Origin of the sequence: Mycobacterium paraense (genome assembly GCF_002101815.1) — a bacterium.
In the GTDB taxonomy this organism is placed as follows: domain Bacteria; phylum Actinomycetota; class Actinomycetes; order Mycobacteriales; family Mycobacteriaceae; genus Mycobacterium; species Mycobacterium paraense.
Genome location: NZ_LQPM01000034.1, coordinates 23848 through 46836 on the forward strand (window position 1 = coordinate 23848; position 22989 = coordinate 46836).

Consider the following 22989-nt stretch of genomic DNA (forward strand, 5'->3'; position numbering starts at 1 on the left):
GGTTTCCGCCGGCGTCAGCGTTCGATGGACGGCGCGGGTTCGGTGGTGACGAGTTCGGTGAGGCCGCTGACGTTGAGGATCGGCATCAGCAGCGGGTGGGCGACGAGGCGGATGTCGTCGGCGCGGGCAAACAGGGCGTTGATGGCGGCGCTGTCGAGGTACTCCACGGCACTGAGGTCGACGGTGAGGGTTTCGCCGCTGTCACCGGCTTCGCTGGTGGCGGTGGTGAGGGCCTTGTTGAAGGCGTCGATGTTGCTCAGGTCGATTTCGCCGGCCGCGGTCAGGACGAGATTGCCGTCGTCGCGGCGCGCGGTGTCGAGGGTGAGCGGCGTGGTCATCAGGTGATCCTCGCGGATAGGTGAACTGTGGTTCCGGCGGCCCCGGGTCTGATGGTGACGTCCTGCATGAGGCCGCGCATGAGCGCGATGCCCCGGCCGCGGTTGGCGCTGGCGGCGGGTTGCGGTGGTTTCCACGAGCCGGTGTCGGTGATGGTCAGCTGCACCCGGTCTACGAGCGCGGTCGCCCCGAGGACGATCATGCCCTCGGGGGCGTGGCGATGACCGTGCTCGATGGCGTTGGCGACGGCTTCGCCGGCGGCGACGAGCACGTCCACCGTCTGATCCGGGTCCACCCGGGCCTGGGTCAGCCAGGTGCGCAGCGCGGTGCGCGCGGGGGCGAGCTGGCTGACGTCCGCGGGAAACGTCAGCTCCAGCGGCGCGGGATGCCGGTAGAGCAGCAGGACGACGTCGTCCTGGTAGCCGCCGCTCGGCGCAAGTCCGGACATGACTTGGTCCGCCAGATCCTCGAGCGTGGAGGTGCGGCCGTCCTGAAGGAGGCCGGCGGCGCGGGAGATGCCCTGGTGCAGGGGGCTACGGCGACGTTCGACCAGGCCGTCGGTGTAGAGCAGCAGGGTCGCGCGCGCCGGGATGGTGACGTGGGCCTCGGGGCGGGGCCAGCTGGATCGCACTCCCAGCGCGATGGTGTGGCCGTCGTCGAGCATCTCGGTGGTGCCGTCGGAGTGGACCAGGATCGGCGGCGGGTGGCCGGCGCTGGAGTACACCAGTTCGCCGGTATCGCGGTTGAGCACCGCGCAGACGGCGGTGGTGCATTGGGCGCCCGGCAGCCGCGCCGCGAACCGGTCCATCCCGGCGAGCGCGGCGGCCGGGCTGGGGTTCTCGAACAGCAGGGCGCGGCAGGCGCTGCGCATCTGACCCATCACGGTGGCCGCGGCAAGGCCATGGCCGACGCAGTCGCCGACGACCATCGCGATGCGCCCGTCGTCCAGATCGACGATGTCGAACCAGTCACCGCCCACCTGCAAGGGTCGGCTGGCGGCCTGGTAGCGCACCGCGAACCCGTGCGGCAACTCGGCGGGACCCAGGATCGCGTGCTGCAGCGCCAGGGCGGTCTCGCGCTGCTGATCCACCTGGTGCACGCGCTGCAGGCCCTGGCCGAGCCGGCCCGCGAGCACGGTGAGCAGGGTCTGGTCCTCGAGAGTAAACGGGCGCTGCTCGGCCAAGTCCAGCCACACGACGAGCACACCCTCGGGATGCTGTAGCGCGATCCCGGCCGTCCCGGGCTGAGTCGCGTTGGGGGTGAGGAGGTCGCCCTCGCGCAGGGAACCGAGCATCTTTCGCGTGTCGGCGGGTAGGTCGGCCCATTGCGTGGGCTCCCCGACCGACACCACTTGCGGTGCGCTGTAAACGGTTTCGGTGGAGGAACTGTGGGCCGGGAAGGTGACTGCCAGGACGCGCCGGGCCCGCCATAGCCGGCGCAGCTCCTCGGCGGCGGCGCGCAGCGCGTCGTCGACGGTGTCCGCTTGGGCGAGTTCCTGATTGAGCGCATGTTCCCGACCGGCGGCCAGCGCCAAAGCGATGGCGGCGTGCCGGGCGAAGTCGCTGACCAGTTCCAGGTAATCGGTGTCGAACGGGGCCTGCTGCGGGTGGCGCGCGACGGCGATGACGCCAAGCACCCTGTCGTCGGCAATCAGCGGCATGACCGTCGCCGAGCGTTCACCGACATCGGTGAACCCCTCGATCGGGTACTGGAACGAATCGGTGATCAGCGGCAGCCCGCGCCGCGCCACGCCGCCCGTGGTGGATCCCTCCATCGGAACCTGCCGGCCGATCACCTCAGCGGAGTACCGGCCCGCGGTGGCGGCCACGACGAGGGTGTCGACTTCGTCGGCGGGCAGGTCCGGCTCTTTGGGGATCAGCAAGATCGCCTGTTCGGCGTCGGCCAGCTCCAGCGCCCGGTTCACGATCAGTTGCAGCGGTCCCGTCTGCGGGGCCCCGGACAGCAGCGCGGTCGTGATCTCGCGGCTGGCCTTCGTCCATTTCGCCGATTCGCGTTCCCGCTCGAACAGCCGCGCGTTGTCGATGGCGGCGGCCGCGGCGGTGGCCATTGCCCGCACCGCGCCCTCCTGAATGTCGGAGAACACCCGGCCCGGCCGATCGTCGGCCAAATAGAGGCTGCCGAAGTCGGCCGCCCGCACGGTGATCGGTATTCCGAGGAGGGCCCGTATCGGCGTGCCGCGCACGTCCAGCCCGCTTGTCTGCGGGTCACCGCTGACGTCGTCGACGCGCAGCCCCCGACCAACCGGCAGCTCGCCCAGCCGCCGCGCCGTGTCGTCGTCGATACCCGCGTGCACGAAGGAGACCAGGGCGCCGTCGGACGAGCGGATCCCCAGGGCGCCGTACGGGGCACCGGTCAGCTCCATCGCCGCATCGACGATGCGGTGCAACGTCACCTCGAAGTCCAGATCGGAGCCGATCTCGACGATGACCCGCACCAGTTGTTCCAGCTGGTCGCGGGCCGCCACCAGCTCGTCGAGCTGTTCGTGCACAGGGCCCTCCAGCTCACGCCGGCCCTGCCAGGTGAACGTGGAGTCGTCCCGTTCGTCGGCCCCCATGAAGACAAACTTAGTTGTTAAATGCGCGCCGTCTTCCATTTGGGGGCAGTTCGGTGGCATTTGGCGAAGTCGTCGTTCGCCTCCCGGCCAGTCCACCGTTGCGCTTTGGTCAGCGGGCCGTGGGCATCGAGGCTGCGCACAGATCGCGATTTGCCTACAAACGCGCGCGCTGAGTGCAGTCTCGGCGTGATGGAGCCATCAGGTCGAGGGGCTGACGCCGGCCTCCGCGAGGGCCGGCGGCCCCGTACTGATCACCCGTTGCGGTACGAACTCGACGCGGCGGCCGGTGTGGCCGTCGTCGCCCGCGGCCCCCGGGTCGCTCCAGCGGACCGCGGCGCTGCCGGAGAGCTGCAGCGCGATGCCGGTGCGGAAGTCCAAAAACAGCAGCGCCGCGGCGGGATCGGTCGAGAGGTTGCCGAGGCTGTTGAACATGTTGTTGCCGGGGTAGTCCGGCCACCACAGCCGACCGGGTGTGGCGCGAACGAAGCCCGGCGGCCCGCCGCGGTGGGAGGCGTCGTTGCCGGAGGTGGCGTGGGTGGTGCCGAGGAAGAACGTGTCCGCGGCGTTGATGAGGCGAAGGTCGCTGGGCCGCAACGTAGTTCCGGAGTGCAGCCGCACCCGGTTGTCGCCGGGCGGTCCATCGGCCCGGACCCGGCGCTGGTGGATGTATTGCGGGCAGTTGCCGTAGGCCTGGTCGACGTCGATGGCCAGTCCGCCCTCGGTGGAGGCGAGTCGACCGTTGATCCGAACGCGCCGCCGGGTCAGGAAGTTCATGGCGACGACACCGACCGGCTGCCCGCAAGGTAGGCCGTGCAGGGGATCGACGCCCGGCAGCGACGCGTGGATCTGCAGGGTGGTCGGCGACGCGACCTGTAGGAAACCGGCCGGCCCGAGCAGCGGTGAGGTCCACAGCCGCCCGGTCGCATCGCGGGCGGCTAAAGCCGCGAACGTCATGTCGGAGAGGGCGGCGGCCGTTCCGCCACTCAGCTGGCGCCGGCCGACCATCGGCGCGAGCCGGGCGGCCTGCGCCTCGACGCCGGCTTGTCGTTGCACGGTCAGCTCGCCGCTGTGGAAACCTGTCATCTGCTCAGCTGCCTTGCGGGACTTCGGCGAATCCGGGTTGCCCGGCATCGACGACGGAATTGAACCGGTAGCGAGTTTCGAGGCGCTCGTTGATCTCTCGGATCGCGTTCTCGGGAAGGGCAGTGACGTCGAAGTTTTCGCGGATGCGCGCGGGCGTCACTGATGCCGTGAGTACCGCGCTGCCGCGCTGGATGCCCCACGCCAAAAGCACTTGGGCGGGGGTCTTTCCGAGGCTGGAGGCGATCGACACGATCAGCGGGTCGTCGAGCAACCGCGGTTCCAGCGCATGCCCCAGCGAGGCGAATGCCAGCAGGATGATGCCGTGCGTCGCGCACAATTCGTGAAGTTCCCACTGCGGGTGGTAGGGGTGCGACTCGACCTCGACGACCGCGGGCTTGATCCGGGCGCTTTCCATGACGTTGCGGGTGCCGGCGGCGTCGATGTCCGACAGCCCGATCGCTCGCGTAAGACCTTCGTCGACAAGGGATTCCATTGCCGCCCAGGTTTCCTCGAGCGTGACCCCGTCGTCGTAGACGACAGCACCGCGGGCGTCGCGGGGATCCTGGTCGTCACCGGGCCGGAACGCGAACGGCGTGTGCACCAGATACAGATCGACCGCCTCCAGCCCGAGGCGGCCCAGGCTGGCCTGCAGCGCGGGCCTGACCCGTTCGGGTCGATGGTTGTTGTTCCAGAGTTTGGTGGTGACGAACAGTTCCTCGCGGCGCACGGTCCCGTCCGCGAACAATTCTTTGAGCGCCGCACCGACGTCGGCTTCGTTGCGGTACCGCTCGGCGGCGTCGAGATGGCGGAACCCGACCTGCACCGCGGCCTTGACGGCGTCGCGCGTCCTGGTGTTGTCGGACAGCGACGTCCCAAAGCCGAGCGCGGGCATCGCACCGCTGCCGTTGTTTAAGGCGAATCTGTGCCGGCTGAGGTCTGTCATGGGGCCATCCTCGCTAGTCGGTTGCCGCTGGCCGCGCTGCGATAGACGACCAGTCGTCTACTTAACCGGGTTCCGTGGCCGCGTATTCCCGGGACGGATTAGTGCAGCAGGGCCGGGACGGTGACCGCTTCGAAGCGGTCATAGGGGGCGCGGCTGCGGGTCACCTTCCCGCGCAGGGCAGCGCCCTCCCATGCCTCGGTGAGCTGGGCGGCCAGCTCGCCGGCATCGAGGTCGCTGCGGATACCCCCGGAGCCGCGCTGGCCGGAACGCACACACGTGCTCAGCGCCGCATCCCAGCGGTCGAGGATGCGGACGAGCTCGGTGCGCACCGGCTCGCTCGAGCCGCCCAGCTCCAGCGACAGGTTGCCGACGAGGCAGCCGAGCAGGAAGTCGCCGGCCTCGTGCTCGTCGGCGAGCGCATGGAAGAACCGCGTGATTCGTTCCTGCGCCGTCCCGTCCGTTTCCAGGATCGGCAGCAGCCGCGCCTCGATGTCGGCCCAGTGATGCTCGAGGATCGCCGCGGCGAAGGCCTCTTTGCTGTCGAAATACGCGTAGAACGACCCCTTCGGCACGCCGGCGGCGTCGGTGATGTCCTTGACGCCGCTGGCGGTGAAACCTCGGGCGTGCACGAGGTCGAGCCCCGCCTCGAGCAGGCGGCGGCGCACCTCGGGGTTCGGCGGGCGCGGCATACCGCCAAGAGTAGCCGACCGGTCGGCTATCTTCGTGGCGGTCGGCGGCCTGTCAGCAGGCTTTGACGTACCTGCGGACCAGCTCGTCCTCGCCGAACGTGCTGGTGCGCTGCAGGCCGTTGTCGTCGCGGGTGAAAAACGTCCACTGGCGCGGGGTGCTCTGGGGCCCACCGATCAGTTTCACGGTGAGGCGCAATGTGGTTTCCCGCAAAGTGCCGATGATGTCACCGACCCGGACCTGCGACGGATGGATCTGGGGTGCGTCGCACCAATTCTCTATAGGCAACTGTCGTCCATCCTTTAGCTGTTGCCGCAACCCTACGTGGGATTTACGTTCCGCGCTGAGCACCCGACCGATTCGCCCGGCGGCGAGGAGCGTAGCGTCAACCACGAGCCGTTTCGTTTGTCAGCGGTGGTCTACCGCCATCCGCGCGTGCGGGCGATGCAGAACGTGAAGGACCAGCCCGTGAATCGCACAGCGTCAACCGTTTGTACAGTCCCACGTCGGTCGGCTGAGCGATGACCTATCCGCGCGCGGGCCGGCGCCGCAGCGAACCCGTCCGGCTCTCCGTGGCTCACCAATTGGGTGGGGCGATCGATGGTGCGTGGTGGCCCCGCGCGGACCGGATCACCAACGAATTGCCCACCCTCGTAACGGCCCTGACTCCCCTGCTCGGCGAGATCGACGCCATCAACGTCAACTGGCCACCGCTGCAACGACCGCCCGACTTCAATTGGGCGGGTTGGGAACACAAGCGCCAGCACGTGATGACGTTGAGCGGCGGTCTGGCACACGTCAACCTGCTGGTCGTCCCGTATGCCACCTACACTGCGCTCGCGGTGATGGTGTTGCGCCGCGCCGCCGATCTGCCCGTCGACTCCTGCGACCAAGGCAAGCAGGCGTTTCTGACCGCCGGCCTGATCCTGCAGGCCGCCCGGCAACAGCTCGCCGCGGCCATCACCGAATAGCTCGGTGCGCCTGCCGAATTGGTAGTGCGACACTACCCGCATGGCAGCAAGCGACAGCACGGTGCGCTCGGCGATCCCGGCCGATGCCGCCCGTTGCGCGGCGATTTACCGGCCCTACGTCGAGGACACGGCGATCACCTTCGAAGTCGAGGTCCCGACGGTGGCGCAGATGGCAGCCCGCATCGAGGCGGCCCGGGCGACCCACGATTGGCTTGTCGCCGAGGACGCCGCCGGGCGCGTGATCGGCTACGCCTACGCGCACGCGTTCAATCCCCGCGCCGCGTATCAATGGTCGGCCGAAACCAGCATCTATATCGACGATGGGCATCATCGTTCGGGCGCCGGCCGCAAGCTCTACACGCGGCTGCTGGACCGGCTGGCCGAGCGCGGTTACCGCCGCGCCTTCGCCGGCATCACCCAACCGAACGAATCCAGCAACGCATTTCATCGATCCTTCGGGTTTCGCGACGCGGGCCTCTACCGTCGCGTCGGATGGAAGCACGACAGCTGGCACGACGTCGCGTGGATGCAGCTCGACCTGTCGCCTACTGGCGAGCCGGACGGCCCGCCAACGCCGATCGTCTAGTCATCTCCTTGCGCGGCAACGCGATACGTTCCATGGCCCTCGACGACCAGGCCGCCGCTGAATCGAAGCACCTCGCTGACGAGGCCGCCGTCCTGGTTGCGGTAGGCGATGACGATGGTGTCGATGCCGTCATAGACGCCCTCGACGACGAACCGCAGGTTCGGTTTGCGCTGCAACGCCAGGGCCCAGTAGCCGCGGAGCGCGGGCTTGCCACGAACGACGCCCGCCGTTTCGGGCAGCAGCTTGGCGGCCACCGGCGACGTGAACACGACCTCGTCGTCGAAATGCTGCAGCACCGACTCCACATCGTGGGCATTCCATGCCTCCACCCACTGCTCGGCGAAAGCAACCGCGTCAGGCTTCACGGTGGTGGACTGTAGTCGCGGCTATAGGCTGGTGCTTTGGACGCTGTGCATTTCCGAGGGGTTACGACATGTCCGCACCATCAGCCGAGGTCTTCGACCGATTGCGCCAGCTCGCCGCCATCAAGGACGTCGAGGCACGCGAGACCAAGACGATCGATGAGGTCTTCACCGGTAAACCGCTGACCACGATCCCCATCGGCAGGGCCGAGGACGTCGAAGCGGCCTTCGCCGAGGCCCGCGCGGCGCAGGTCGAGTGGGCGAACCGTCCGGTGACCGACCGCGTCGACGTCATCCGCCGCTATCGCGACCTGGTCGTCGAGAACCGTGAGTTCCTGATGGACCTGCTGCAAGCCGAGGCCGGCAAGGCCCGTTGGGCGGCGCAGGAGGAAATCATCGACCTGATGGCCAACGCGAACTACTACGTCAGCGTCGCCGCCGACCTGCTGAAGCCGCGCAAGGTCCAAGCGCTGCTCCCGGGGGTCGGCAAGACCACCGTCGCCTATCAGCCCAAGGGCGTCGTCGGCGTGATCTCGCCGTGGAACTACCCGATGACCTTGACGGCCTCGGACTCGGTGCCGGCGCTGCTGGCGGGCAACGCGGTGGTGCTCAAGCCGGACAGTCAGACGCCGTATTGCGCGCTGGCGTGCGCCGAGCTGCTGTACAGGGCGGGGTTGCCGCGGGCGCTCTACGCGATCGTCCCCGGTCCGGGCTCGGTGGTCGGCACCGCGATCATCGACAACTGCGACTACCTGATGTTCACCGGCTCGACCGCCACCGGCAGGCAGCTCGCCGAGCACTGTGGCCGTCGGCTGATCGGCTTCTCGGCGGAGCTCGGCGGCAAGAACGCCATGATCGTCACGCGCGGGGCCAACCTCGACAAGGCCGCGCGCGCCGCCACCCGGGCGTGCTTCTCCAATGCGGGCCAGTTGTGCATCTCCATCGAGCGGATCTACGTCGAGAAGGACATCGCCGACGAATTCACCAGTAAGTTCGGCGCCGCCGTCCGAAACATGAAGCTGGGCACCGCGTATGACTTCTCGGTGGACATGGGCAGCTTGATCTCCGCGAGTCAGCTGGACACGGTGACCGACCACGTCGACGACGCGAAAGCCAAGGGCGCCAAGGTGATTACGGGTGGCAAGGCCCGGAGTGACATCGGGCCGCTGTTCTACGAGCCGACGGTGCTCACCGACGTCACACCGGAGATGGAATGCGCGGCCAACGAGACGTTCGGGCCGCTCGTGTCCATTTATCCCGTCGCCGACGTGGACGAGGCAGTCCACAAGGCGAATGACACCGAGTACGGGCTAAACGCCAGCGTGTTCGCGGGGTCGGCCGCGGAGGGCGAGCAGATCGCCGCGCGGCTGCGGTCGGGGACGGTGAACGTCAACGAGGGGTACGCGTTCGCGTGGGGCAGCCTCGGCGCGCCGATGGGCGGGATGGGCCAGTCCGGCGTCGGCCGCCGGCACGGTCCCGAGGGCCTGCTGAAGTACACCGAATCGCAGACGATCGCGGCGGCTCGCGTGTTCAATCTCGATCCGCCGCTTGGTGTTCCGTCGACCCTGTGGCAGAAGTCGCTGGTGCCCGTGGTCCGCGCGGTGATGCGGCTGCCCGGGCGGAAGTGACATTGCGATGACCTACTACCCGGCGTAGTATTCGGGGCGATCCCACCGTGCACAAGGAGGTGCAACGTGAGGTGGAGTTTCGCCCAGATCGGGCTGCTGATCATCTGTGTTTTGCACGTCGCGCAGGCGGTGATCGGCTTCATTCTTGAGCCGAGCTTCGCGACCGGGCCCGGTGCACCCACTGTTCAACTGTTCGGAATGGACTACAACGGCTGGCATGCCGTCGCCGGGCTGGCCCTGTTCGCGCCGGGTTTGGTGTTCGCGACGCGCAAGTCGTGGGCGGTGCTGTATCTCTTGTTCGCGGCGGTAGCCGGTGCGCTGCCGGGTATTTGGGCGTTCTTCTCGCATCAGGTGGCGTTTGTCTTCACGTTTCCCAACAATACGACCGACGCGGTGGTGCATTTGGTGACCGCCGGCGTGATGCTCGCGGTGGCGGCCATCCAGATTCGCATGGACGGTGGGCCGCGGAACTCGCTCGCCGATCTTCGGAAAGCTCGGTAACCAAGAATCTTTTTAGGACTCGCCAAGCCGCGCGTCCGATCGTGAGTTCGTCCACTCCAAACGACTCATGAGGTTCCGCAATGACTCGCCACCGCATCTACGCCTTGATCGCCTTGACCGCCGCCGCTTTCTTCGGCGCTGCGTTCCTGGCGTCGCCCGCCGCGCAGGCGGCCGCCGTCGACCGTTACGTCGTGATCGCCTACTCCCCCATCACCGGCTGGGCCGGCTGGACCACCAACGGCACCACCATGGAGGAGGCTACCCACATCGCGCTGGGTAAATGCCAGGTGCATGGCCCCGGCTGCACCGTCGCGTCGTGGTCTCAAAACGGTTGCACCGCTTTGGCTCTCGCCCCTCACGGGTGGGCCGCCGACTGGGGCATGACGCCGACGGCCGCCCAGGACGGCGCGCTGGCGAAGATCTCGTCGGGCCGCGTCGTCGAGGTTCAGTGCGCCGGGCAGTGACGTACCGTTACATGAACCGCAAGATCCGCGGCTTTTGATTTCTGGCCCGCCCTTGAAACGAATTTCCCGCGCAGCGTTGTGACCGGCCGGGTAGGAAGCACCCACGGCACTTGGTCAGGACGGGCGGGACAGCCAATCACCTCTAAGGCGACGCTGGACACGTTCAAGATCTGCCGCCGTTGCCGGTTTGTCACTGAACCACGCGATGGTCGCGCCGATATCGGCGATTTTCAACTCGCCGCGGGCCACCAGGTCTTTGGCCACTGCCGCTACCTCGTCCTCGGATAACCGACGCCGCAACAATGCCAGCAGCGCTCTGCAGTCGGTCTTGGGGATGCCGTGCGGGTAGCCGGCGCGGATGAACGCCACAAACCTGGCCGCCAAATCACTCAAGCTCACCTGACACCCCCGCGACAGTCGCTAAAGCTACGGATCAGCGCGGCTAACAGCCTAACGCGGGCCCCGGACGCTTCGCCAGCCTCGCGGAGATGTGAAGCGCGGGATGTGCTGCAGGCACACAAAAGCGAGGCCCTCGAGATTCACTCGGCAGAGGTGTACGAGCGCTATATCAAGTACCTGACCGCTGCGCCAAGATGTTCCGGATCGGTTATATGGACGTCAACCACTTCACCCTAGTGAAGTAGGGAATCGGACGTCAGCGTTAATCTGTTGTGGTGGTGCCACTTTCGTTGCGATATGCGAAACCTTCGCAATGGTTCCGCCGAACGACGGGTGCACGCCGCCGGCCCACGCATGAACCTCGACCTCACTGCCGACGACTTGTTTCTTCACCCGCATGTCTCGTGTGTAAAGACTTCCCACAAAGCGGCCCAGCTCGATGTCAATCCGGAGCAGCGATCCGTCCGCCAGTCGACGATGTCCGGTCCGCATTGTGGAGATGGTGCTCATATATGTACGACGTTGAGAACATCCAGTAAGTTCATCCGGGCCTCGTCCGGGCTTCAGGCCATCAGGCGGAGCCTTGCGCCGTGCCGCGCGGGAGCGGGCGGTCCTGCCCTCGCTAGGCGTGGGCGCGGGACCGATCCCGCTGGGCGTTTCGTGGGGGCTTCGTCCGCTATATCTGTCGACGCCGACGAGGCATCTGTCGACGCCGACGAGGCCGGAACGCGTCTTTGACCTTTTCACCCGCGTCTCGCAGGTGAGCCGCACGCTGATCAGCCCTGCCCTCAGCCTCCAACGCCGGATCGTTCATCGCGCGGCCGACTGCCGCCTTCACCTTGCCCGTGACCTGGTCGATCTTGTTTCGGGCTTTATTCGCACCGCTCACTGGCGTGTCCTTCTCTTCGGTTACGAATAGTGCGCTAATCGGCGGTTACCCATTTTCGGCCTGACCCACCCCGCCTTGCTACACAGCGGCGCGACCGAAAGCCTTGATCCGCAGGGCTGCAGACCCGCTCCGTCAGTCGACATCCCGACGTTGCCGCGCTGCGCTTCGGCAATCCTGGAAAAACAGCTCGACAGCGAACGTCCGCTGGAACAGCCTTGGCTGGCCTATTGGGTGCCGAAAGCGAAAACCGTTGCCGAATCGTAGGTTTGGCCCGGGTTCAGGGTTGTGCTCGGGAAATTCGGGTGATTCGGCGAATCCGGGTAGTGCTGGGTCTCCACTGTGAATCCCGCACCCTGCCGATAGATGTGCCCGCCGGTGCCCGTGAGCGCCCCGTCGAGGAAGTTGGCGGTGTAGAACTGCACCCCGGGTTCGGTGGTGGAGACCGTCAGCGTGCGCCCGGTCTGCGGATCGACGGCCCGGGCCGCCTGGACCAGCCCGGTGTTGCCGCCGCGGTTGATCACCCAGTTGTGGTCGTAGCCGTGGGCCAGCAGCAGCTGCGGGTCGTTCGCCGTGATATGCGCGCCGATCGCTGTCGCCGAGGTGAAGTCGAACGGTGTGCCCTTCACTGGAGCGATCTCCCCCGTCGGGATCTGCGTGGCGTCGGTCGGGGTGTAGTTGTCGGCGTTGATGGTGATCGTTTGGTTGTAGACGTCGAGCGTGTCCTCGCCGGCCAGGTTGAAGTAGCTGTGGTTGGTCAGGTTGAGCACGGCCGGGGCATCGGTGGTCGCGTGGTAGTCGATGCGCAGTTCGTTGTTCGGGTTTACGGTGTAGCTGACCGTGGTCGTCAGGTTCCCGGGATAGCCCATTTCTCCTGCGGGGCTGACGTATTGGAGCTGCAGGCCGACACTGTCGGTCCCGTTCTGCGGGCTCGCCTGCCACACCTTCGTGTCGAAGCCCGCGGTGCCGCCGTGCAGGCTGTTGCCGTTGTTGTTGAGCGGCACGTGATACTCGGTGCCGTTCAGCGAGAAGGTTCCCTTGGCGATCCGGTTGGCGTAGCGGCCCACGATCGCGCCGAAGTAGGTTTTGCCGGAGCCGGTGTTGCGCAGGTAGCCGTCAAGGGTCGGAAATCCGAGCACCACATTGTCGACATGTCCGGTGCGATCGGGAACCTCGATCGACTGGACGATGCCGCCGTAGGTGAGGATTCGCACGCGCATGCCGTTTCCGCTGTCGAGCGTGTAGCGGCTCACCGGCGCCCCGCTCATTTCGCCGAACGGTTCGCTGGTGATCGACCGCGGCCTCGCGGGCGGCGACGCGCTGCCGCTACCCACCGCGGTCTTCGCCGCGGTGCTGCAGGCCGCAAGGCTCGCGACACAGGCGATGGCGATCAATCGAGGTAATGCGTTGCCGCGCATGGGCGCTCCTTGCGCTCTGGCAATCCGACTTGCCCCGACCGGAGCCTCGCTAAGCATCGTTGATGAGGTTCGCGAGGTAAACGGGCAACCGGCCAGCGCCGAAGTCGTAGAACCGTGCCCACAGGGGCTCGATCGAGATGCGCACCATCTGCTTATACGTGGAGCGCACGTTGTGTTCGAACTCGGCGAGCCCGGGTTCGTCCATTGAGCTCCTCGCCGCCGCGAGGTACTCCTCGGTGACGCCGTCGACGGTTTCCAGCGTCGCGAGGCCGCGGACCAACAGGGCCCTTGCCTCTTCCGGCGTGGAGCCGGTGTCGATCGTCAGTGCGACTTGCGGGCGGGACGAGATCGCGCGGGCTTTCGGTGAGGTCGGCGCCGTCGAGACGACGATGCGTTCGCCGGTCCAGTAGAACCCGACCGGGATCACCCGCGGGAAGCCATCGTGTCCGTTGTAAGCGAGCCGGGCCATAGAGCCGGAGAGCAGCTTCTGGGCGCCGGGGTGGCCCAGCTCCCGGGCCAATTCGTGCTTGTTCACCACATCTATGTCGTACACCGTCTGATGTTCGCGCCCTATCCCTTGGGCCGGGCGAGTCGGTCGATGTGGGCGAGGAAGTGCTGTAGCACTTCCTCGGGCGCCTCGATTTGCGGCCAGTGCCCGATGTCGTCGGCGAGCATCACCACATCGGGGTTGGGTATCACCTCGGCGTAGCGGCGGGCCATGTGGGCACCGGAGTTCGGGTCGATCGGCCCGTCGATCAGCCGCATCGGAACCGCGGTCTGCCGCATGGCGCGCACCCACCGGTTGCGGTGCTTGTAGCGGTCGTTGATGAACCGGCCGACCTTGTGCAGCACGCGGCGGCCGTCGTTGTAATCCAGGATCTGGTTGAATACGTCCATCATGTGCCGGGTCGGCTTGGTGTTCGGCCCGAACATCTCGCGCAGCGTCGGTTCGAGGAGCCGGCGAGCAAGCGGGGTGTTCTGCACCTGGCTGAAGACGTCGCCCAGCGGGGTGCCCGACATCAGCTTCTGCGCGGCCCTGGGCGTGTACGACTCGATGAACATGCCGCCGTTGAGCCAGGTGATCGAGTCGATCTGTGGCGAGCCGTAGGCCTGTTGGCCGAATTCGTGGCGGGCCAACAGTTCCTGGCCCACCGAGTCGCCGATGTCGTGGGCCAAAATGTGCGCGTGGTCGATGTTGAGGTGCTGTAGGAGAGCCTCGTGCACGTCGGCGTGGTCTAGGACCGAGTACTCGTAGGCCACCGGTTTCGCGGAGAACCCCATGCCGATCATGTCCGGGGCGATGACGGTGAACCGTTGCGTCAGCGTCGGCCAGATCGGCGCCCAGTCGAACGTGTTGAACGGATAGCCGTGGATCAGCAGCAGTGGAGGCCCGCTGCCCTCGACGCGGTAGAAGATGTCGAAGCCGAGGTAATCGAAGTACTCCCCCGAGTCCAGCCAGCGTTTCAGTTCAGCGTCCATGGTGGTCATCATGCCTTCGGCATACCGATGGCTCGCACTCGCTGCGCAGCGTCGCCTGGCGCAAATGACGGCGGCGGCGCCATCGCGGTAGTAGCTCATAAGTCGGCCTTGGCTACTTGAGGGATCTTCACTAGGATTGCTGCACCGAGGCCTACAGAAGTGGCGAAGATGGTAAACGAAAAGGTCCATTGGGCATGGCTGCACCTCTCCGACATACATTTCGGTCATGGCAGTAAGCCGTACCAAGAGGAGCAAGAAGCGGTAATCACTGAAATTCTTTCTGCTGTTGAAGTACTTGTCGAAATCGGTGCGCCGAAGCCTGCAGCTATTCTACTAACCGGCGACATAGCATTCTCCGGCGGAATGGCACGTGGACCCCAGGAATACGCCGACGCTGTGGACCTGGTTTCGAAGTTAAGAAATCTGCTCGATAATCACTTACCGGTGTTTGCCGTACCGGGAAACCACGATGTTCAGAGAACGCCGGACATCAAGGCCAATAACGAGAAGGATCTGCCAAATAACACGACTCGCCTCCTTCGCGCCTTACGTGATGCAAAGTCAGGTGAAAACCTCGACGATGTAATCCGTAATACCGCAGATACTGATCTAATTGCACCACGTTTTCAGAACTATAATGAGTTTTGCCAAAAAATCGGCTCCCCCGTCGACGAGAACGCAGACGGCCTGTGGCTTGAAAGAGTCGATATTGGCGGAAATCTGAAAGTTCACCTTGCCGGCATGAATACGGCACTACTGTGTAATGACGATACAGATAAAGAAAAATTGAGCCTAGCGAAAGCTGCGAGCAATGCGGCCTTCCTGAACATACCAAAGGGCGATCTTGTCTTCGCCCTCACACATCATCCGGTTGATTGGCTGAATGCGGCGAACGGACCGTATCTAGCTCGGATGATGCGCAAATATGCTCACGTGCACCTTCACGGCCACATGCACGACCCAGAGACCCAAAGAATAACGTACGGCGCAGGAGGATCTCTTGTGACCGTTGCGGCGGGCGCCGTGCACCCTGATGAAGCTGAAAACCGAGCTGGCACCCCTGCGACTTTTAGCGTGGGAGCCATCGTCGAACTGGACGACGGGTCTATAGCCATCCGAATCTGGCCTCGGCGATGGGCCGGAAAACAGGTCCGTTGGGCCGCGGACTCCGAACAACTACCCGAGGGCTCGCCTTTCGTCGAGCACGTAATTCGGTCTCCGGTCCGGGCCGCACCGGTCCCGCTGCCTGGTGACCCCCTCCGGCGATTCGCCCGAAGCGCGGTTGCCGAGCTTGGGCGACGGCGAACTGCATTCCCAACAGACATGAGCGTCGAGGAACTTCGCGCCGCTGGCCTCGTAGTTACGACGCGCTTCGGCCGTCGAGGAGCGAAAGACCAGTCAGAACTGATGTCGGCTGGCAGCGTTATCGCCGACTATTCCGAGAAGAACATTCTGATTTTGGGCGCCCCGGGCGCGGGAAAGACTGTGATCCTGTACGAAATTAGCAAAGGACTATTAGAGCAAACCGAGCGAGTCCCGATAGTTGTCGACATTGCCAAATTCAAAGATTCCAAAATACAGTTATCAGATTTGGTCCAAATAGGCGAGGTTAATCTTTCGAGTCTCGAAGAAAAAGTTAGATCATCGGGAGCCTTCATAGTTGACGGTATTGACGAAGCGCTCTCAGCAGGAGTAGCGGCTACGACCATCAGCTCGCATCTAAAGGCATTAGCAAAGATGGGCCAGCTAATAGTTTCCTGTCGAGAGAACGACTATGATTACACTCTTTCCGGCTACGTTCCCTTTGATATATTTGATCACATCTGGTATGTGCATGACTGGGATCCCATGCAATTCGAACAGTTCGTTGCTCAACTGAACGAGGGCCACGTCTTTGTCGATCAGTCGCTGACTAGTCGGGTTCAAGCAGACCCCAACCTCGCTGCACTGGTACGCAGGCCATTACTCGCTCGCATGTTGACTTTCCTTGCCGATAATGGCGAACTTCCATCAGATCGCACGTCCCTGTATTCGGAATATATGAACCGACTCGGCTCGGCGACGGATGTGCGTGTTCGTGCCGTAGGATGCAATGATATTCCGAGTGCGGTGGATCTGTGGCAAGACTTATCTTGGCACATATGCCGCTCACAACTTGAACCTGACTCACTTTATCCCGCAGATTTAGCGCAATTCGCGCTCGATCAACACGCTTCAGCGCAATGCGTGCGCCGAGCCCTAGCCGGCATACTCGACATACAAGACGGCCCCTCCGCATATTTCCATTATTCATTCTATGAATTCTTAACGGCGCGGTATATATCGTCGGCACTTCAGCGCAACATGGGGTCAGATCCGGAATCATGCATAAGCCTTCTCAGGCGCGATCTCACGCCCGAAATCCGGCACCACCTCGTGGATCTACTGACGCGTTCCGGCATAGACCTAACCGAATGGCCTCACCATCTGGCCAAGATGTATAAAGATCCCGCGACGGAACATCTCCAGGACGGGCTAACGGTGAAAAACCTGTTGGCATACTTGGCATCTCGGCTCGAAGTGCCCGCCCATGAATCACTGGTGGAACTCCTGAGGGACGAGACGAATCTATTTCTCCGAAATAGTCTATCCTGGGCCCTTGCCCAGCAAAACAATTGGACGTACACAAGCAAGTACTTCGACGAACTTCAATCCGATCATAATTTAGCGTCTTACAACCGCGGTTACACGCTTTACTACTTTGGAGACCTGCCCGAGTCCAAGGGGCCGCCCTATTCCGACGATCGCCCCGACAGAGCCTGGTTGAGAACACGCGGAGCCTTAAATCAGCGCTACAACGCCGCCACGTACCCATCGCTGGCGCCCGCTCGCAAAGCGGTTGACATGTATACCTTCTGCGACATCGCCTGTGTTCGTAATGAATCCTTGACGGCCGAGGAGGTGGAGCGGTTCAGACGACTTGTTTCCTCGCTAGCGGCCGTCAAAGCGCCACCGAACGTAGTCGCGCAGCTGACCAAAAAACTGGACGAGACGGTCGCTGCCCGCTATTGACTGCGGCGTCCGCCTCTGCGCCGTAGTCCCATCGGAGAACTCTGCGCGATCTCATCGTGGACCAACCAGCGATTATCAACCCATCGCCGCACCCAAGGGCCCCGCGCGCAAAAAACCCCCGCAGCTAACGCAAGTTCGGGGCCATTCCGATGTCGTGCTTCACCACACCGTCGGGCTGACAGGATTTGAACCTGCGACCACTTGACCCCCAGTCAAGTGCGCTACCAAACTGCGCCACAGCCCGCATGCCGCCGCGATCACCGGCAGCAGGTCGACAGCCTACCGCAGCCGAGCCGCGGCCTGACGAATGCCCGAGCCAGCTGCGAGTCTGCCTCACGCCAAGCAGTTGTCGCTATGAGGCGGGCACATCGCCAATTCCCTCCGAGCCGAGGCGGAAGTGACGGCTGGGACTGCCACGACGCTCAGCGCCGCTTCGCTCCCCGCTTCTCGCGGACCCGCACGTTGATCCGGATCGGGCTGCCCTCGAACCCGAACGTCTCGCGCAGCCGGCGCTCCAGGAACCGCCGGTAGCCGGCCTCCAAGAAACCCGTAGTGAAGAGCACGAACGTCGGCGGACGCGCGGTGGCCTGGGTGGCGAACAGGATGCGTGGCTGCTTCCCACCGCGGACGGGCGGCGGCGTGGCCGCGACCACTTCCTTGATCCAGGCGTTCAAAGGGCCGGTCGCGATCCGCGTGTCCCACGATTCCAGCGCGCTCTCCATCGCCGGCACCAGCTTCTGCACGGCGCGGCCCGTCTTGGCGGAGATGTTGACCCGCTGCGCCCACCGCAGCTGCGCCAGCTCGCGGTCGATCTCGCGCTCCAGCAGCTCGCGGCGATCCTCGTCGACCAGGTCCCACTTGTTGAAGGCCAGCACCAGGGCGCGGCCGGCCTCGATCACCATCGACAGCACCCGCTGATCCTGTTCGGTCAGGGTCTGCGACGCGTCGATCAGCACGACCACCACCTCGGCCGCATCGATGGCCGAGTGGGTGCGCACCGACGCGTAGAACTCGTGCCCGCTGGCCTGGCCCACCTTGCGCCGCAACCCCGCCGTGTCGACGAACCGCCAGACCTTGCCGCCCAACTCGATGAGCGAGTCCACCGGATCCACGGTCGTCCCGGCGACATCGTGCACCACCGAACGCTGGTCGCCCGCAAGCTTGTTCAGCAGCGAGCTCTTGCCGACATTGGGCTTGCCGACCAGCGCCACCCGTCGCGGCCCGCCGGGCGCCGGCGCGGCTTCGGACACCTCGGGCAGCGCGGCCAGCACCTCGTCGAGCAGATCGGCGACGCCGCGGCCGTGCATGGCGCTGATGGCGTGCGGCTGGCCGAGCCCCAGCGACCACAACTCCGCGACGTCGGCCTCGGCCTTCTCGCTGTCCACCTTGTTGGCCGCCAAGAACACCGGCTTTCCCGAGCGCAGCAGGATGCGCGCGGCGGCCTCGTCGGCCGCGGTGGCGCCGACGGTTGCGTCGACCACCAGGATCACCGCGTCGGCGGTGCGCATGGCCACCGACGCCTGCTCGGCCACCAACTGCTGCAGCCCCTTGGCGTCGGGCTCCCACCCGCCGGTGTCCTGCACGACGAACCGCCGCCCGGTCCACAGCGCGTCGTAGGAAACGCGGTCGCGCGTCACGCCGGGAATGTCCTGCACCACCGCCTCGCGCCGCCCGAGGATTCGGTTGACCAAAGTCGACTTGCCGACGTTGGGCCGGCCCACCACGGCGACGACGGGAGCCGGGCCGGGTTCGTCGACATCCGAAACCCCGGAATCGGTGAGCGCCCAATCGCTTTCGTCGGCCCAGGTGCCGTCCTGCGTCATCGCACCGCCCCGCTCTTCTGCCGCACCAGCTCGAGCAGATGCGCGATCACCTCTGCCTCGGTCATGTCGCTCGTGTCGACGACCAGCGCGTCCGGGGCGGCGCGCAGCGGCGACACCGCCCGGGTGGAATCGAGGTGGTCGCGGCGGCGCACGTCGGCCAGCACGCCGTCATAGTCGTCGACCAAACCCGACGCGACGTTCTGGTCGTTGCGGCGCGCGGCGCGCGTTTCGGCCGAGGCGGTGAGGAAGATCTTCACCGGCGCGTCGGGCAGCACCACGGTTCCGATGTCCCTGCCCTCGACGACGACGCTGCCCGGGCCCTCGGCCATGGACCGCTGCAGCTCCACCAGCCGGGCGCGCACGGCCGGCACCGACGACACCGCCGAGACCGCCCGGGTGACCTCGTCGCCGCGGATCTCGACCGAAACATCCTCTCCCGCAAGGTAACAGCGGTCCGAGTCGGGATCGTAGCTGACCGACAGCTCCACCGTAGACGCCAGAGACGCGACGCCCTCGGCGTCGGCGGGATCGACCCCGCCGCGCAGCACCGCCAGTGTCACGATTCGGTACATCGCCCCGGTGTCCAGGTAGCGGGCCCCCAGCGCACGCGCCAAACCCCTTGACACCGAGGACTTCCCGGTGCCCGCGGGGCCGTCGATGGCGACCACCAAAGCACTCACAAGCCGACCGCCTTGTAGAGCGAACCGATCTCGTCGCGCCGCAAGGCCCGGATGCTGCCGGGGCGCTGCTCCCCCAGCGACACCGCGCCGATGTCGGTGCGCACCAGCGCCTCCACCGGGAAACCGGCGGCGGCCAACAGCCGGCGCACGATGCGGTTGCGCCCCTCGTGCAATGTCAGGCGCACCAACGTCTTTCCGGGAATCGCATCGACGACCGCGAAGTCATCGACCCGCGCCGGCCCGTCGTCCAGCGAGATTCCGGCCCGCAGCTTCTTGCCCAGCCCGCGCGGCACGGTTCCGCTCACCGTCGCCAGATACGTCTTGGGCACCTCGTGCGAGGGGTGCATCAACCGGTGCGCCAGCTCGCCGTCGTTGGTCAGCAGGATCAGCCCCTCGGTGTCCGCATCGAGCCGGCCGACGTGAAATAGCTTCTTGGTGCCGCGAACCCGGCGCTCGACCAGGTCGCCGATGCACGGCCGACCCCGGTCGTCCGACATGGTCGAGTGCATGCCGCGCGGCTTGTTCAGGGCGAAGTACACCAGCGAGTCGTCGACGAGCACCCGCACGCCGTCCACGCGGATCACCGACGTGTCCGGGTCGACCCGGGTGCCCAGCTCGGTCACCACCTCGCCGTCCACCTCGACGCGGCCGTCGACGATCAACTTCTCGGCGGCCCGCCGCGACGCAATTCCGGCCTGGGACAAGACTTTTTGTAGGCGGACCCCTTCAGATTCGGCCATCAATCCTTGTCCACATCGAAGGACAGCGACTCCTCGGAGGCCGAACCGCCCGCGAGTTTGATGAAACGTGGCTCGCTGTCCAGGGATTCGCTCAGGTCCTCGATCGTGTCGACGTCGGGAAGCAGCGGCGCGATGTCGGGCAGGTCTGCCAGCGACGTCAACCCCAGCCGCTCGAGGAACAGCTCGGTGGTGGCGAACGTCGTGGCGCCGGTGTCGTCGTCGACACCGGCCTCGGTGATCAGGCCGCGCGCCAGCAGGGTGCGCATGACGGCGTCGACGTTGACGCCGCGCACCGCGCTGACCCGCGCGCGCGTGACCGGCTGGCGATAGGCGACCACGGCCAGCGTCTCCAGTGCCGCCCGGGTGAGCTTGGATCGCGCCCCGTCGAGCAGCAGCTTCTCGACGTACGGCGCGAACCGGGCGCGGGTGTACATCCGCCAGCCCTCGCTGTTTTGCCGCAGGTCGATGCCGCTGTCGCGTTCGGTGAGTTCCTCGGCCATCTGCTGCAGCCGGGCCGCGATGCGGTAGACGGGCTGTCCGGTGGCCGCGCCCAGCGCCTCGGCGGTGACCGGCGTGTCCACCACCAGCAGCAGCGCTTCCAGCACGGAGCCGAGTTCCTCGGCGTCCATCGGCGCCGCCTCGGCGATCTCGATGCCCAGATCGATCTCGGGCAGCTCTTCTGGCAACTCGTCGGTCATTCGTCCCGCACTTCTACCGGACGCTCCCCGGTCCACGAAATTTGGAGCACGCCAAGCGGCTCTGACTGGTCGAATGCTACCGCCCGGCTCCGATACAGCTCGAGCAGCGCGAGGAAGCGCCCGACGACCTCCATCGGCGCCTCACAGTCGGCGACCAGCTCCGAAAACGTCGCCCACTGGCCACTGCCCCGGGCCTCCAAAAACGCCAGCAGCTTCTCGGCCTGCTCGGGGACCGAGACCTGCAGCTCGTGCAGGTGACCGATGGCCACCGTCGGGACCGGGCGCGGGGTGAACGCGACGGCGGCGATCTGGGCGAACCGCTCGGCGTCGACGCCGAGCATCACCTCGGGCAGCAGCTCGGTGAACCGGTCCTCCAGCGACACCGCGCGCGGGTAGCTGCGCAGCGCGGCGGCCTCCAGCTCGGCGAACATCTCGGCGACGTGCTTGAAGGCGCGGTATTGCAGCAGCCGTGCGAACAGCAGGTCGCGGACCTCGAGCAGCGCCAGGTCCTCGTCGTCGTCGACCTGCCCCGCCGGCAGCAGGCGGGCGGCCTTGAGGTCGAGCAGCGTCGCGGCGATCACCAGGAACGCCGTGGTCTCCTCCAGGCCCAGCTGGGAGCCGATCGCCTTGGTGTAGGCGATGAAGTCGTCGGTGACCTGGTGCAGCGCCACCTCGGTGACGTCGAGGCGATGGGCGAAGATCAGCTGCAGCAGCAGATCGAACGGCCCCTCGAAATTGGTCAGGCGGACCTGGAAGCCGTTCTTGGCTGGCGCCTCACCGTTGGCGGTGCCGTTCACGCGCCGAATCGGTGGATGAATTCGCGGGCCAGCGCGCGGTAGGCGATGGCGCCGGTCGATCGGGGTGCCCAGGTGGTGATGGGCTCGCCCGCCACGCTGGTCTCCGGGAACCGGACGGTCCGGGTGATCACGGTGTCGAACACCAGGTCCCCGAACCGCTCCACGACGCGGGCCATGACCTCGCGCGAGTTGACGGTGCGCGGGTCATAGCGGGTGAGCAGGATGCCGCTGATCTCCAGCTTGGGGTTGAGCCGGTCGCGCACCTTGTCGACGGTGTCGGTGAGCAGCGCCAGCCCGCGCAGCGAGAAGAACTCGCACTCGGTGGGGATCACGACGCCGTCCGCGCAGGCCAGCCCGTTGACGGTGAGCAGGCCCAGCGACGGCTGGCAGTCGATCAGGACATAGTCGTAGCGGTCCAGCACCGGATACAGCGCGCGGCCCAGGGTCTGTTCGCGGCCGACCTCGTTGACCAGCTGGATCTCGGCGGCCGACAGGTCGATGTTGCTGGGCACCAGGTCCATGTGGTTGACCCGGGTTTTGAGCAGCACGTCGTCGATCGACACCCGCGGCTCGACCAGCACGTTGTGGATCGTCTTCTCCAGCTCGTAGTGCGGCACGCCCAGGCCCGCGGACAGCGCGCCCTGCGGGTCCATGTCCACCAGCAGCACGCGCCGGCCGTACTCGGCGAGCGCGGCGCCCAGGTTGATCGTCGAGGTGGTCTTCCCGACGCCGCCCTTCTGGTTGCACATCGCCACGACCTTGGCCGGGCCGTGCGAGGTGCGCGGCGTCGGCTCGGGGATCGCCCGCGGCGGGCGTCCCGTCAAGCCGATCTCGACGCCGTTGTCCGGGTGCTCGGTCATCACGCCCGGCGTGTTCGGGAGG

At 65.9% G+C, this 22989-nt stretch carries 24 protein-coding genes, 1 tRNA gene and 1 pseudogene; 7 read left to right on the forward strand and 19 right to left on the reverse strand.

All coding sequences use genetic code 11. From position 1 onward, the window contains the following. Nucleotides 1–14 precede the first annotated feature (14 nt). The 6 genes from AWB89_RS22740 to AWB89_RS22765 all read right to left on the reverse strand — a co-directional run bounded on the left by AWB89_RS22740 (nt 15) and on the right by AWB89_RS22765 (nt 5912). The gene (locus tag AWB89_RS22740) at nt 15–338 is read right to left on the reverse strand and encodes an STAS domain-containing protein (protein WP_085176702.1); all 324 of its coding nucleotides are present in this window, start codon (nt 336–338) and stop codon (nt 15–17) included. Beyond that, nucleotides 338–2911, reverse strand: a complete 2574-nt coding sequence (locus AWB89_RS22745; protein ID WP_085176704.1) for a SpoIIE family protein phosphatase — start codon at nt 2909–2911, stop codon at nt 338–340. Before AWB89_RS22745 ends, AWB89_RS22740 begins: the two co-directional genes overlap by 1 nt. Before the next feature lie 198 nt (nt 2912–3109). Continuing rightward, nucleotides 3110–3994, reverse strand: a complete 885-nt coding sequence (locus AWB89_RS22750; protein WP_085176706.1) for a pyridoxamine 5'-phosphate oxidase family protein — start codon at nt 3992–3994, stop codon at nt 3110–3112. A gap of 4 nt (nt 3995–3998) precedes the next feature. Next, nucleotides 3999–4937 carry an aldo/keto reductase gene (locus tag AWB89_RS22755; RefSeq protein ID WP_085176708.1) on the reverse strand — a complete coding sequence of 313 codons (939 nt, stop codon included), beginning with the start codon at nt 4935–4937 and terminating at the stop codon, nt 3999–4001. Nucleotides 4938–5035: 98 nt separating this feature from the next. Then, nucleotides 5036–5626 (reverse strand): TetR/AcrR family transcriptional regulator, encoded by a 591-nt coding sequence (locus tag AWB89_RS22760; protein WP_085176710.1) that lies wholly within the window; start codon nt 5624–5626, stop codon nt 5036–5038. Between the two features lie 52 nt (nt 5627–5678). Next, nucleotides 5679–5912, reverse strand: a complete 234-nt coding sequence (locus AWB89_RS22765; RefSeq protein ID WP_085101256.1) for a hypothetical protein — start codon at nt 5910–5912, stop codon at nt 5679–5681. A gap of 233 nt (nt 5913–6145) precedes the next feature. Between AWB89_RS22765 and AWB89_RS22770 the strand changes: the two genes are divergently transcribed. Together AWB89_RS22770 and AWB89_RS22775 are read left to right on the forward strand one after the other, a co-directional pair. Beyond that, entirely contained in the window at nt 6146–6595 is a 450-nt protein-coding gene (locus AWB89_RS22770) for a DUF5994 family protein (protein WP_085176712.1), read from the forward strand. Between the two features lie 40 nt (nt 6596–6635). Then, complete coding sequence (locus AWB89_RS22775) at nt 6636–7181, forward strand: GNAT family N-acetyltransferase (protein WP_085101262.1); 546 nt, start codon at nt 6636–6638, stop codon at nt 7179–7181. Here AWB89_RS22775 and AWB89_RS22780 read toward each other — a convergent pair. Next, complete coding sequence (locus AWB89_RS22780; protein WP_085176714.1) at nt 7178–7546, reverse strand: nuclear transport factor 2 family protein; 369 nt, start codon at nt 7544–7546, stop codon at nt 7178–7180. The genes AWB89_RS22775 and AWB89_RS22780 overlap by 4 nt on opposite strands. Before the next feature lie 68 nt (nt 7547–7614). Here AWB89_RS22780 and AWB89_RS22785 point away from each other — a divergent pair, with 68 nt between their 5' ends. From AWB89_RS22785 to AWB89_RS22795, 3 genes are all read left to right on the forward strand, one after another. Then, entirely contained in the window at nt 7615–9171 is a 1557-nt protein-coding gene (locus AWB89_RS22785) for a succinic semialdehyde dehydrogenase (RefSeq protein WP_085176716.1), read from the forward strand. 66 nt (nt 9172–9237) lie between these two features. Beyond that, a complete protein-coding gene (locus AWB89_RS22790; protein WP_085176718.1) occupies nt 9238–9672 on the forward strand; it encodes a DUF4383 domain-containing protein in 435 nt (144 codons plus the stop codon). Between the two features lie 80 nt (nt 9673–9752). After that, complete coding sequence (locus AWB89_RS22795; protein WP_085176721.1) at nt 9753–10136, forward strand: DUF4189 domain-containing protein; 384 nt, start codon at nt 9753–9755, stop codon at nt 10134–10136. 114 nt (nt 10137–10250) lie between these two features. Here the strand turns inward: AWB89_RS22795 and AWB89_RS22800 are convergent, their stop codons facing one another. Further along, nucleotides 10251–10535 (reverse strand): DUF3349 domain-containing protein, encoded by a 285-nt coding sequence (locus AWB89_RS22800; RefSeq protein WP_372515216.1) that lies wholly within the window; start codon nt 10533–10535, stop codon nt 10251–10253. Nucleotides 10536–10637: 102 nt separating this feature from the next. Here AWB89_RS22800 and AWB89_RS22805 point away from each other — a divergent pair. After that, nucleotides 10638–10780 (forward strand): annotated as a pseudogene (locus AWB89_RS22805) (class I SAM-dependent methyltransferase); the annotation flags it as partial. A 431-nt stretch (nt 10781–11211) separates the two neighbouring features. On the opposite strand, the gene AWB89_RS22810 reads toward AWB89_RS22805, so the two are convergent. The 4 genes from AWB89_RS22810 to AWB89_RS22825 all read right to left on the reverse strand — a co-directional run bounded on the left by AWB89_RS22810 (nt 11212) and on the right by AWB89_RS22825 (nt 14318). Continuing rightward, a complete protein-coding gene (locus AWB89_RS22810; protein ID WP_085101276.1) occupies nt 11212–11424 on the reverse strand; it encodes a CsbD family protein in 213 nt (70 codons plus the stop codon). A gap of 224 nt (nt 11425–11648) precedes the next feature. Next, a complete protein-coding gene (locus AWB89_RS22815) occupies nt 11649–12839 on the reverse strand; it encodes an aldose epimerase family protein (RefSeq protein WP_085176723.1) in 1191 nt (396 codons plus the stop codon). A 49-nt stretch (nt 12840–12888) separates the two neighbouring features. After that, nucleotides 12889–13374, reverse strand: coding sequence for a pyridoxamine 5'-phosphate oxidase family protein (locus AWB89_RS22820; RefSeq protein WP_085176799.1), 486 nt, complete (start codon nt 13372–13374; stop codon nt 12889–12891). Between the two features lie 35 nt (nt 13375–13409). After that, the gene (locus AWB89_RS22825) at nt 13410–14318 is read right to left on the reverse strand and encodes an alpha/beta fold hydrolase (RefSeq protein WP_085176801.1); all 909 of its coding nucleotides are present in this window, start codon (nt 14316–14318) and stop codon (nt 13410–13412) included. Nucleotides 14319–14486: 168 nt separating this feature from the next. Here AWB89_RS22825 and AWB89_RS22830 point away from each other — a divergent pair, with 168 nt between their 5' ends. Beyond that, the gene (locus AWB89_RS22830) at nt 14487–17369 is read left to right on the forward strand and encodes a metallophosphoesterase (protein ID WP_142282612.1); all 2883 of its coding nucleotides are present in this window, start codon (nt 14487–14489) and stop codon (nt 17367–17369) included. 170 nt (nt 17370–17539) lie between these two features. Here AWB89_RS22830 and AWB89_RS22835 read toward each other — a convergent pair. From AWB89_RS22835 to AWB89_RS22865, 7 genes are all read right to left on the reverse strand, one after another. Further along, nucleotides 17540–17613, reverse strand: a tRNA-Pro gene (locus AWB89_RS22835). Between the two features lie 178 nt (nt 17614–17791). Further along, on the reverse strand, nt 17792–19192 hold the full coding sequence (gene der, locus AWB89_RS22840; RefSeq protein WP_085176728.1) for a ribosome biogenesis GTPase Der: 1401 nt from the start codon (nt 19190–19192) through the stop codon (nt 17792–17794). Further along, nucleotides 19189–19872 (reverse strand): (d)CMP kinase, encoded by a 684-nt coding sequence (cmk, locus tag AWB89_RS22845; RefSeq protein WP_172405447.1) that lies wholly within the window; start codon nt 19870–19872, stop codon nt 19189–19191. Before cmk ends, der begins: the two co-directional genes overlap by 4 nt. Then, a complete protein-coding gene (locus AWB89_RS22850; RefSeq protein WP_085176730.1) occupies nt 19869–20612 on the reverse strand; it encodes a pseudouridine synthase in 744 nt (247 codons plus the stop codon). Before AWB89_RS22850 ends, cmk begins: the two co-directional genes overlap by 4 nt. Next, nucleotides 20612–21310, reverse strand: a complete 699-nt coding sequence (gene scpB / locus AWB89_RS22855; protein ID WP_139830767.1) for an SMC-Scp complex subunit ScpB — start codon at nt 21308–21310, stop codon at nt 20612–20614. Before scpB ends, AWB89_RS22850 begins: the two co-directional genes overlap by 1 nt. Next, nucleotides 21307–22107 carry a segregation/condensation protein A gene (locus AWB89_RS22860; protein ID WP_085176732.1) on the reverse strand — a complete coding sequence of 267 codons (801 nt, stop codon included), beginning with the start codon at nt 22105–22107 and terminating at the stop codon, nt 21307–21309. The genes scpB and AWB89_RS22860 overlap by 4 nt, the downstream gene beginning before the upstream one ends. Continuing rightward, a complete protein-coding gene (locus AWB89_RS22865) occupies nt 22104–22967 on the reverse strand; it encodes a ParA family protein (RefSeq protein ID WP_085101294.1) in 864 nt (287 codons plus the stop codon). Before AWB89_RS22865 ends, AWB89_RS22860 begins: the two co-directional genes overlap by 4 nt. Nucleotides 22968–22989: the final 22 nt, after the last annotated feature.

Coding starts and splice junctions, on each gene's coding strand:
- AWB89_RS22770 (WP_085176712.1), top strand. CDS start 6,146: ATGACCTATCCGCGCGCGGGCCGGCGCCGCAGCGAACCCGTCCGGCTC.
- AWB89_RS22760 (WP_085176710.1), bottom strand. CDS start 5,626: ATGCCGCGCCCGCCGAACCCCGAGGTGCGCCGCCGCCTGCTCGAGGCG.
- AWB89_RS22745 (WP_085176704.1), bottom strand. CDS start 2,911: ATGGGGGCCGACGAACGGGACGACTCCACGTTCACCTGGCAGGGCCGG.
- AWB89_RS22785 (WP_085176716.1), top strand. CDS start 7,615: ATGTCCGCACCATCAGCCGAGGTCTTCGACCGATTGCGCCAGCTCGCC.
- der (WP_085176728.1), bottom strand. CDS start 19,192: ATGACGCAGGACGGCACCTGGGCCGACGAAAGCGATTGGGCGCTCACC.
- AWB89_RS22750 (WP_085176706.1), bottom strand. CDS start 3,994: ATGACAGGTTTCCACAGCGGCGAGCTGACCGTGCAACGACAAGCCGGC.
- AWB89_RS22775 (WP_085101262.1), top strand. CDS start 6,636: ATGGCAGCAAGCGACAGCACGGTGCGCTCGGCGATCCCGGCCGATGCC.
- AWB89_RS22830 (WP_142282612.1), top strand. CDS start 14,487: ATGGTAAACGAAAAGGTCCATTGGGCATGGCTGCACCTCTCCGACATA.
- AWB89_RS22825 (WP_085176801.1), bottom strand. CDS start 14,318: ATGGACGCTGAACTGAAACGCTGGCTGGACTCGGGGGAGTACTTCGAT.
- AWB89_RS22795 (WP_085176721.1), top strand. CDS start 9,753: ATGACTCGCCACCGCATCTACGCCTTGATCGCCTTGACCGCCGCCGCT.
- AWB89_RS22815 (WP_085176723.1), bottom strand. CDS start 12,839: ATGCGCGGCAACGCATTACCTCGATTGATCGCCATCGCCTGTGTCGCG.
- scpB (WP_139830767.1), bottom strand. CDS start 21,310: ATGACCGACGAGTTGCCAGAAGAGCTGCCCGAGATCGATCTGGGCATC.
- AWB89_RS22850 (WP_085176730.1), bottom strand. CDS start 20,612: ATGGCCGAATCTGAAGGGGTCCGCCTACAAAAAGTCTTGTCCCAGGCC.
- AWB89_RS22865 (WP_085101294.1), bottom strand. CDS start 22,967: ATGACCGAGCACCCGGACAACGGCGTCGAGATCGGCTTGACGGGACGC.
- AWB89_RS22755 (WP_085176708.1), bottom strand. CDS start 4,937: ATGACAGACCTCAGCCGGCACAGATTCGCCTTAAACAACGGCAGCGGT.
- AWB89_RS22740 (WP_085176702.1), bottom strand. CDS start 338: ATGACCACGCCGCTCACCCTCGACACCGCGCGCCGCGACGACGGCAAT.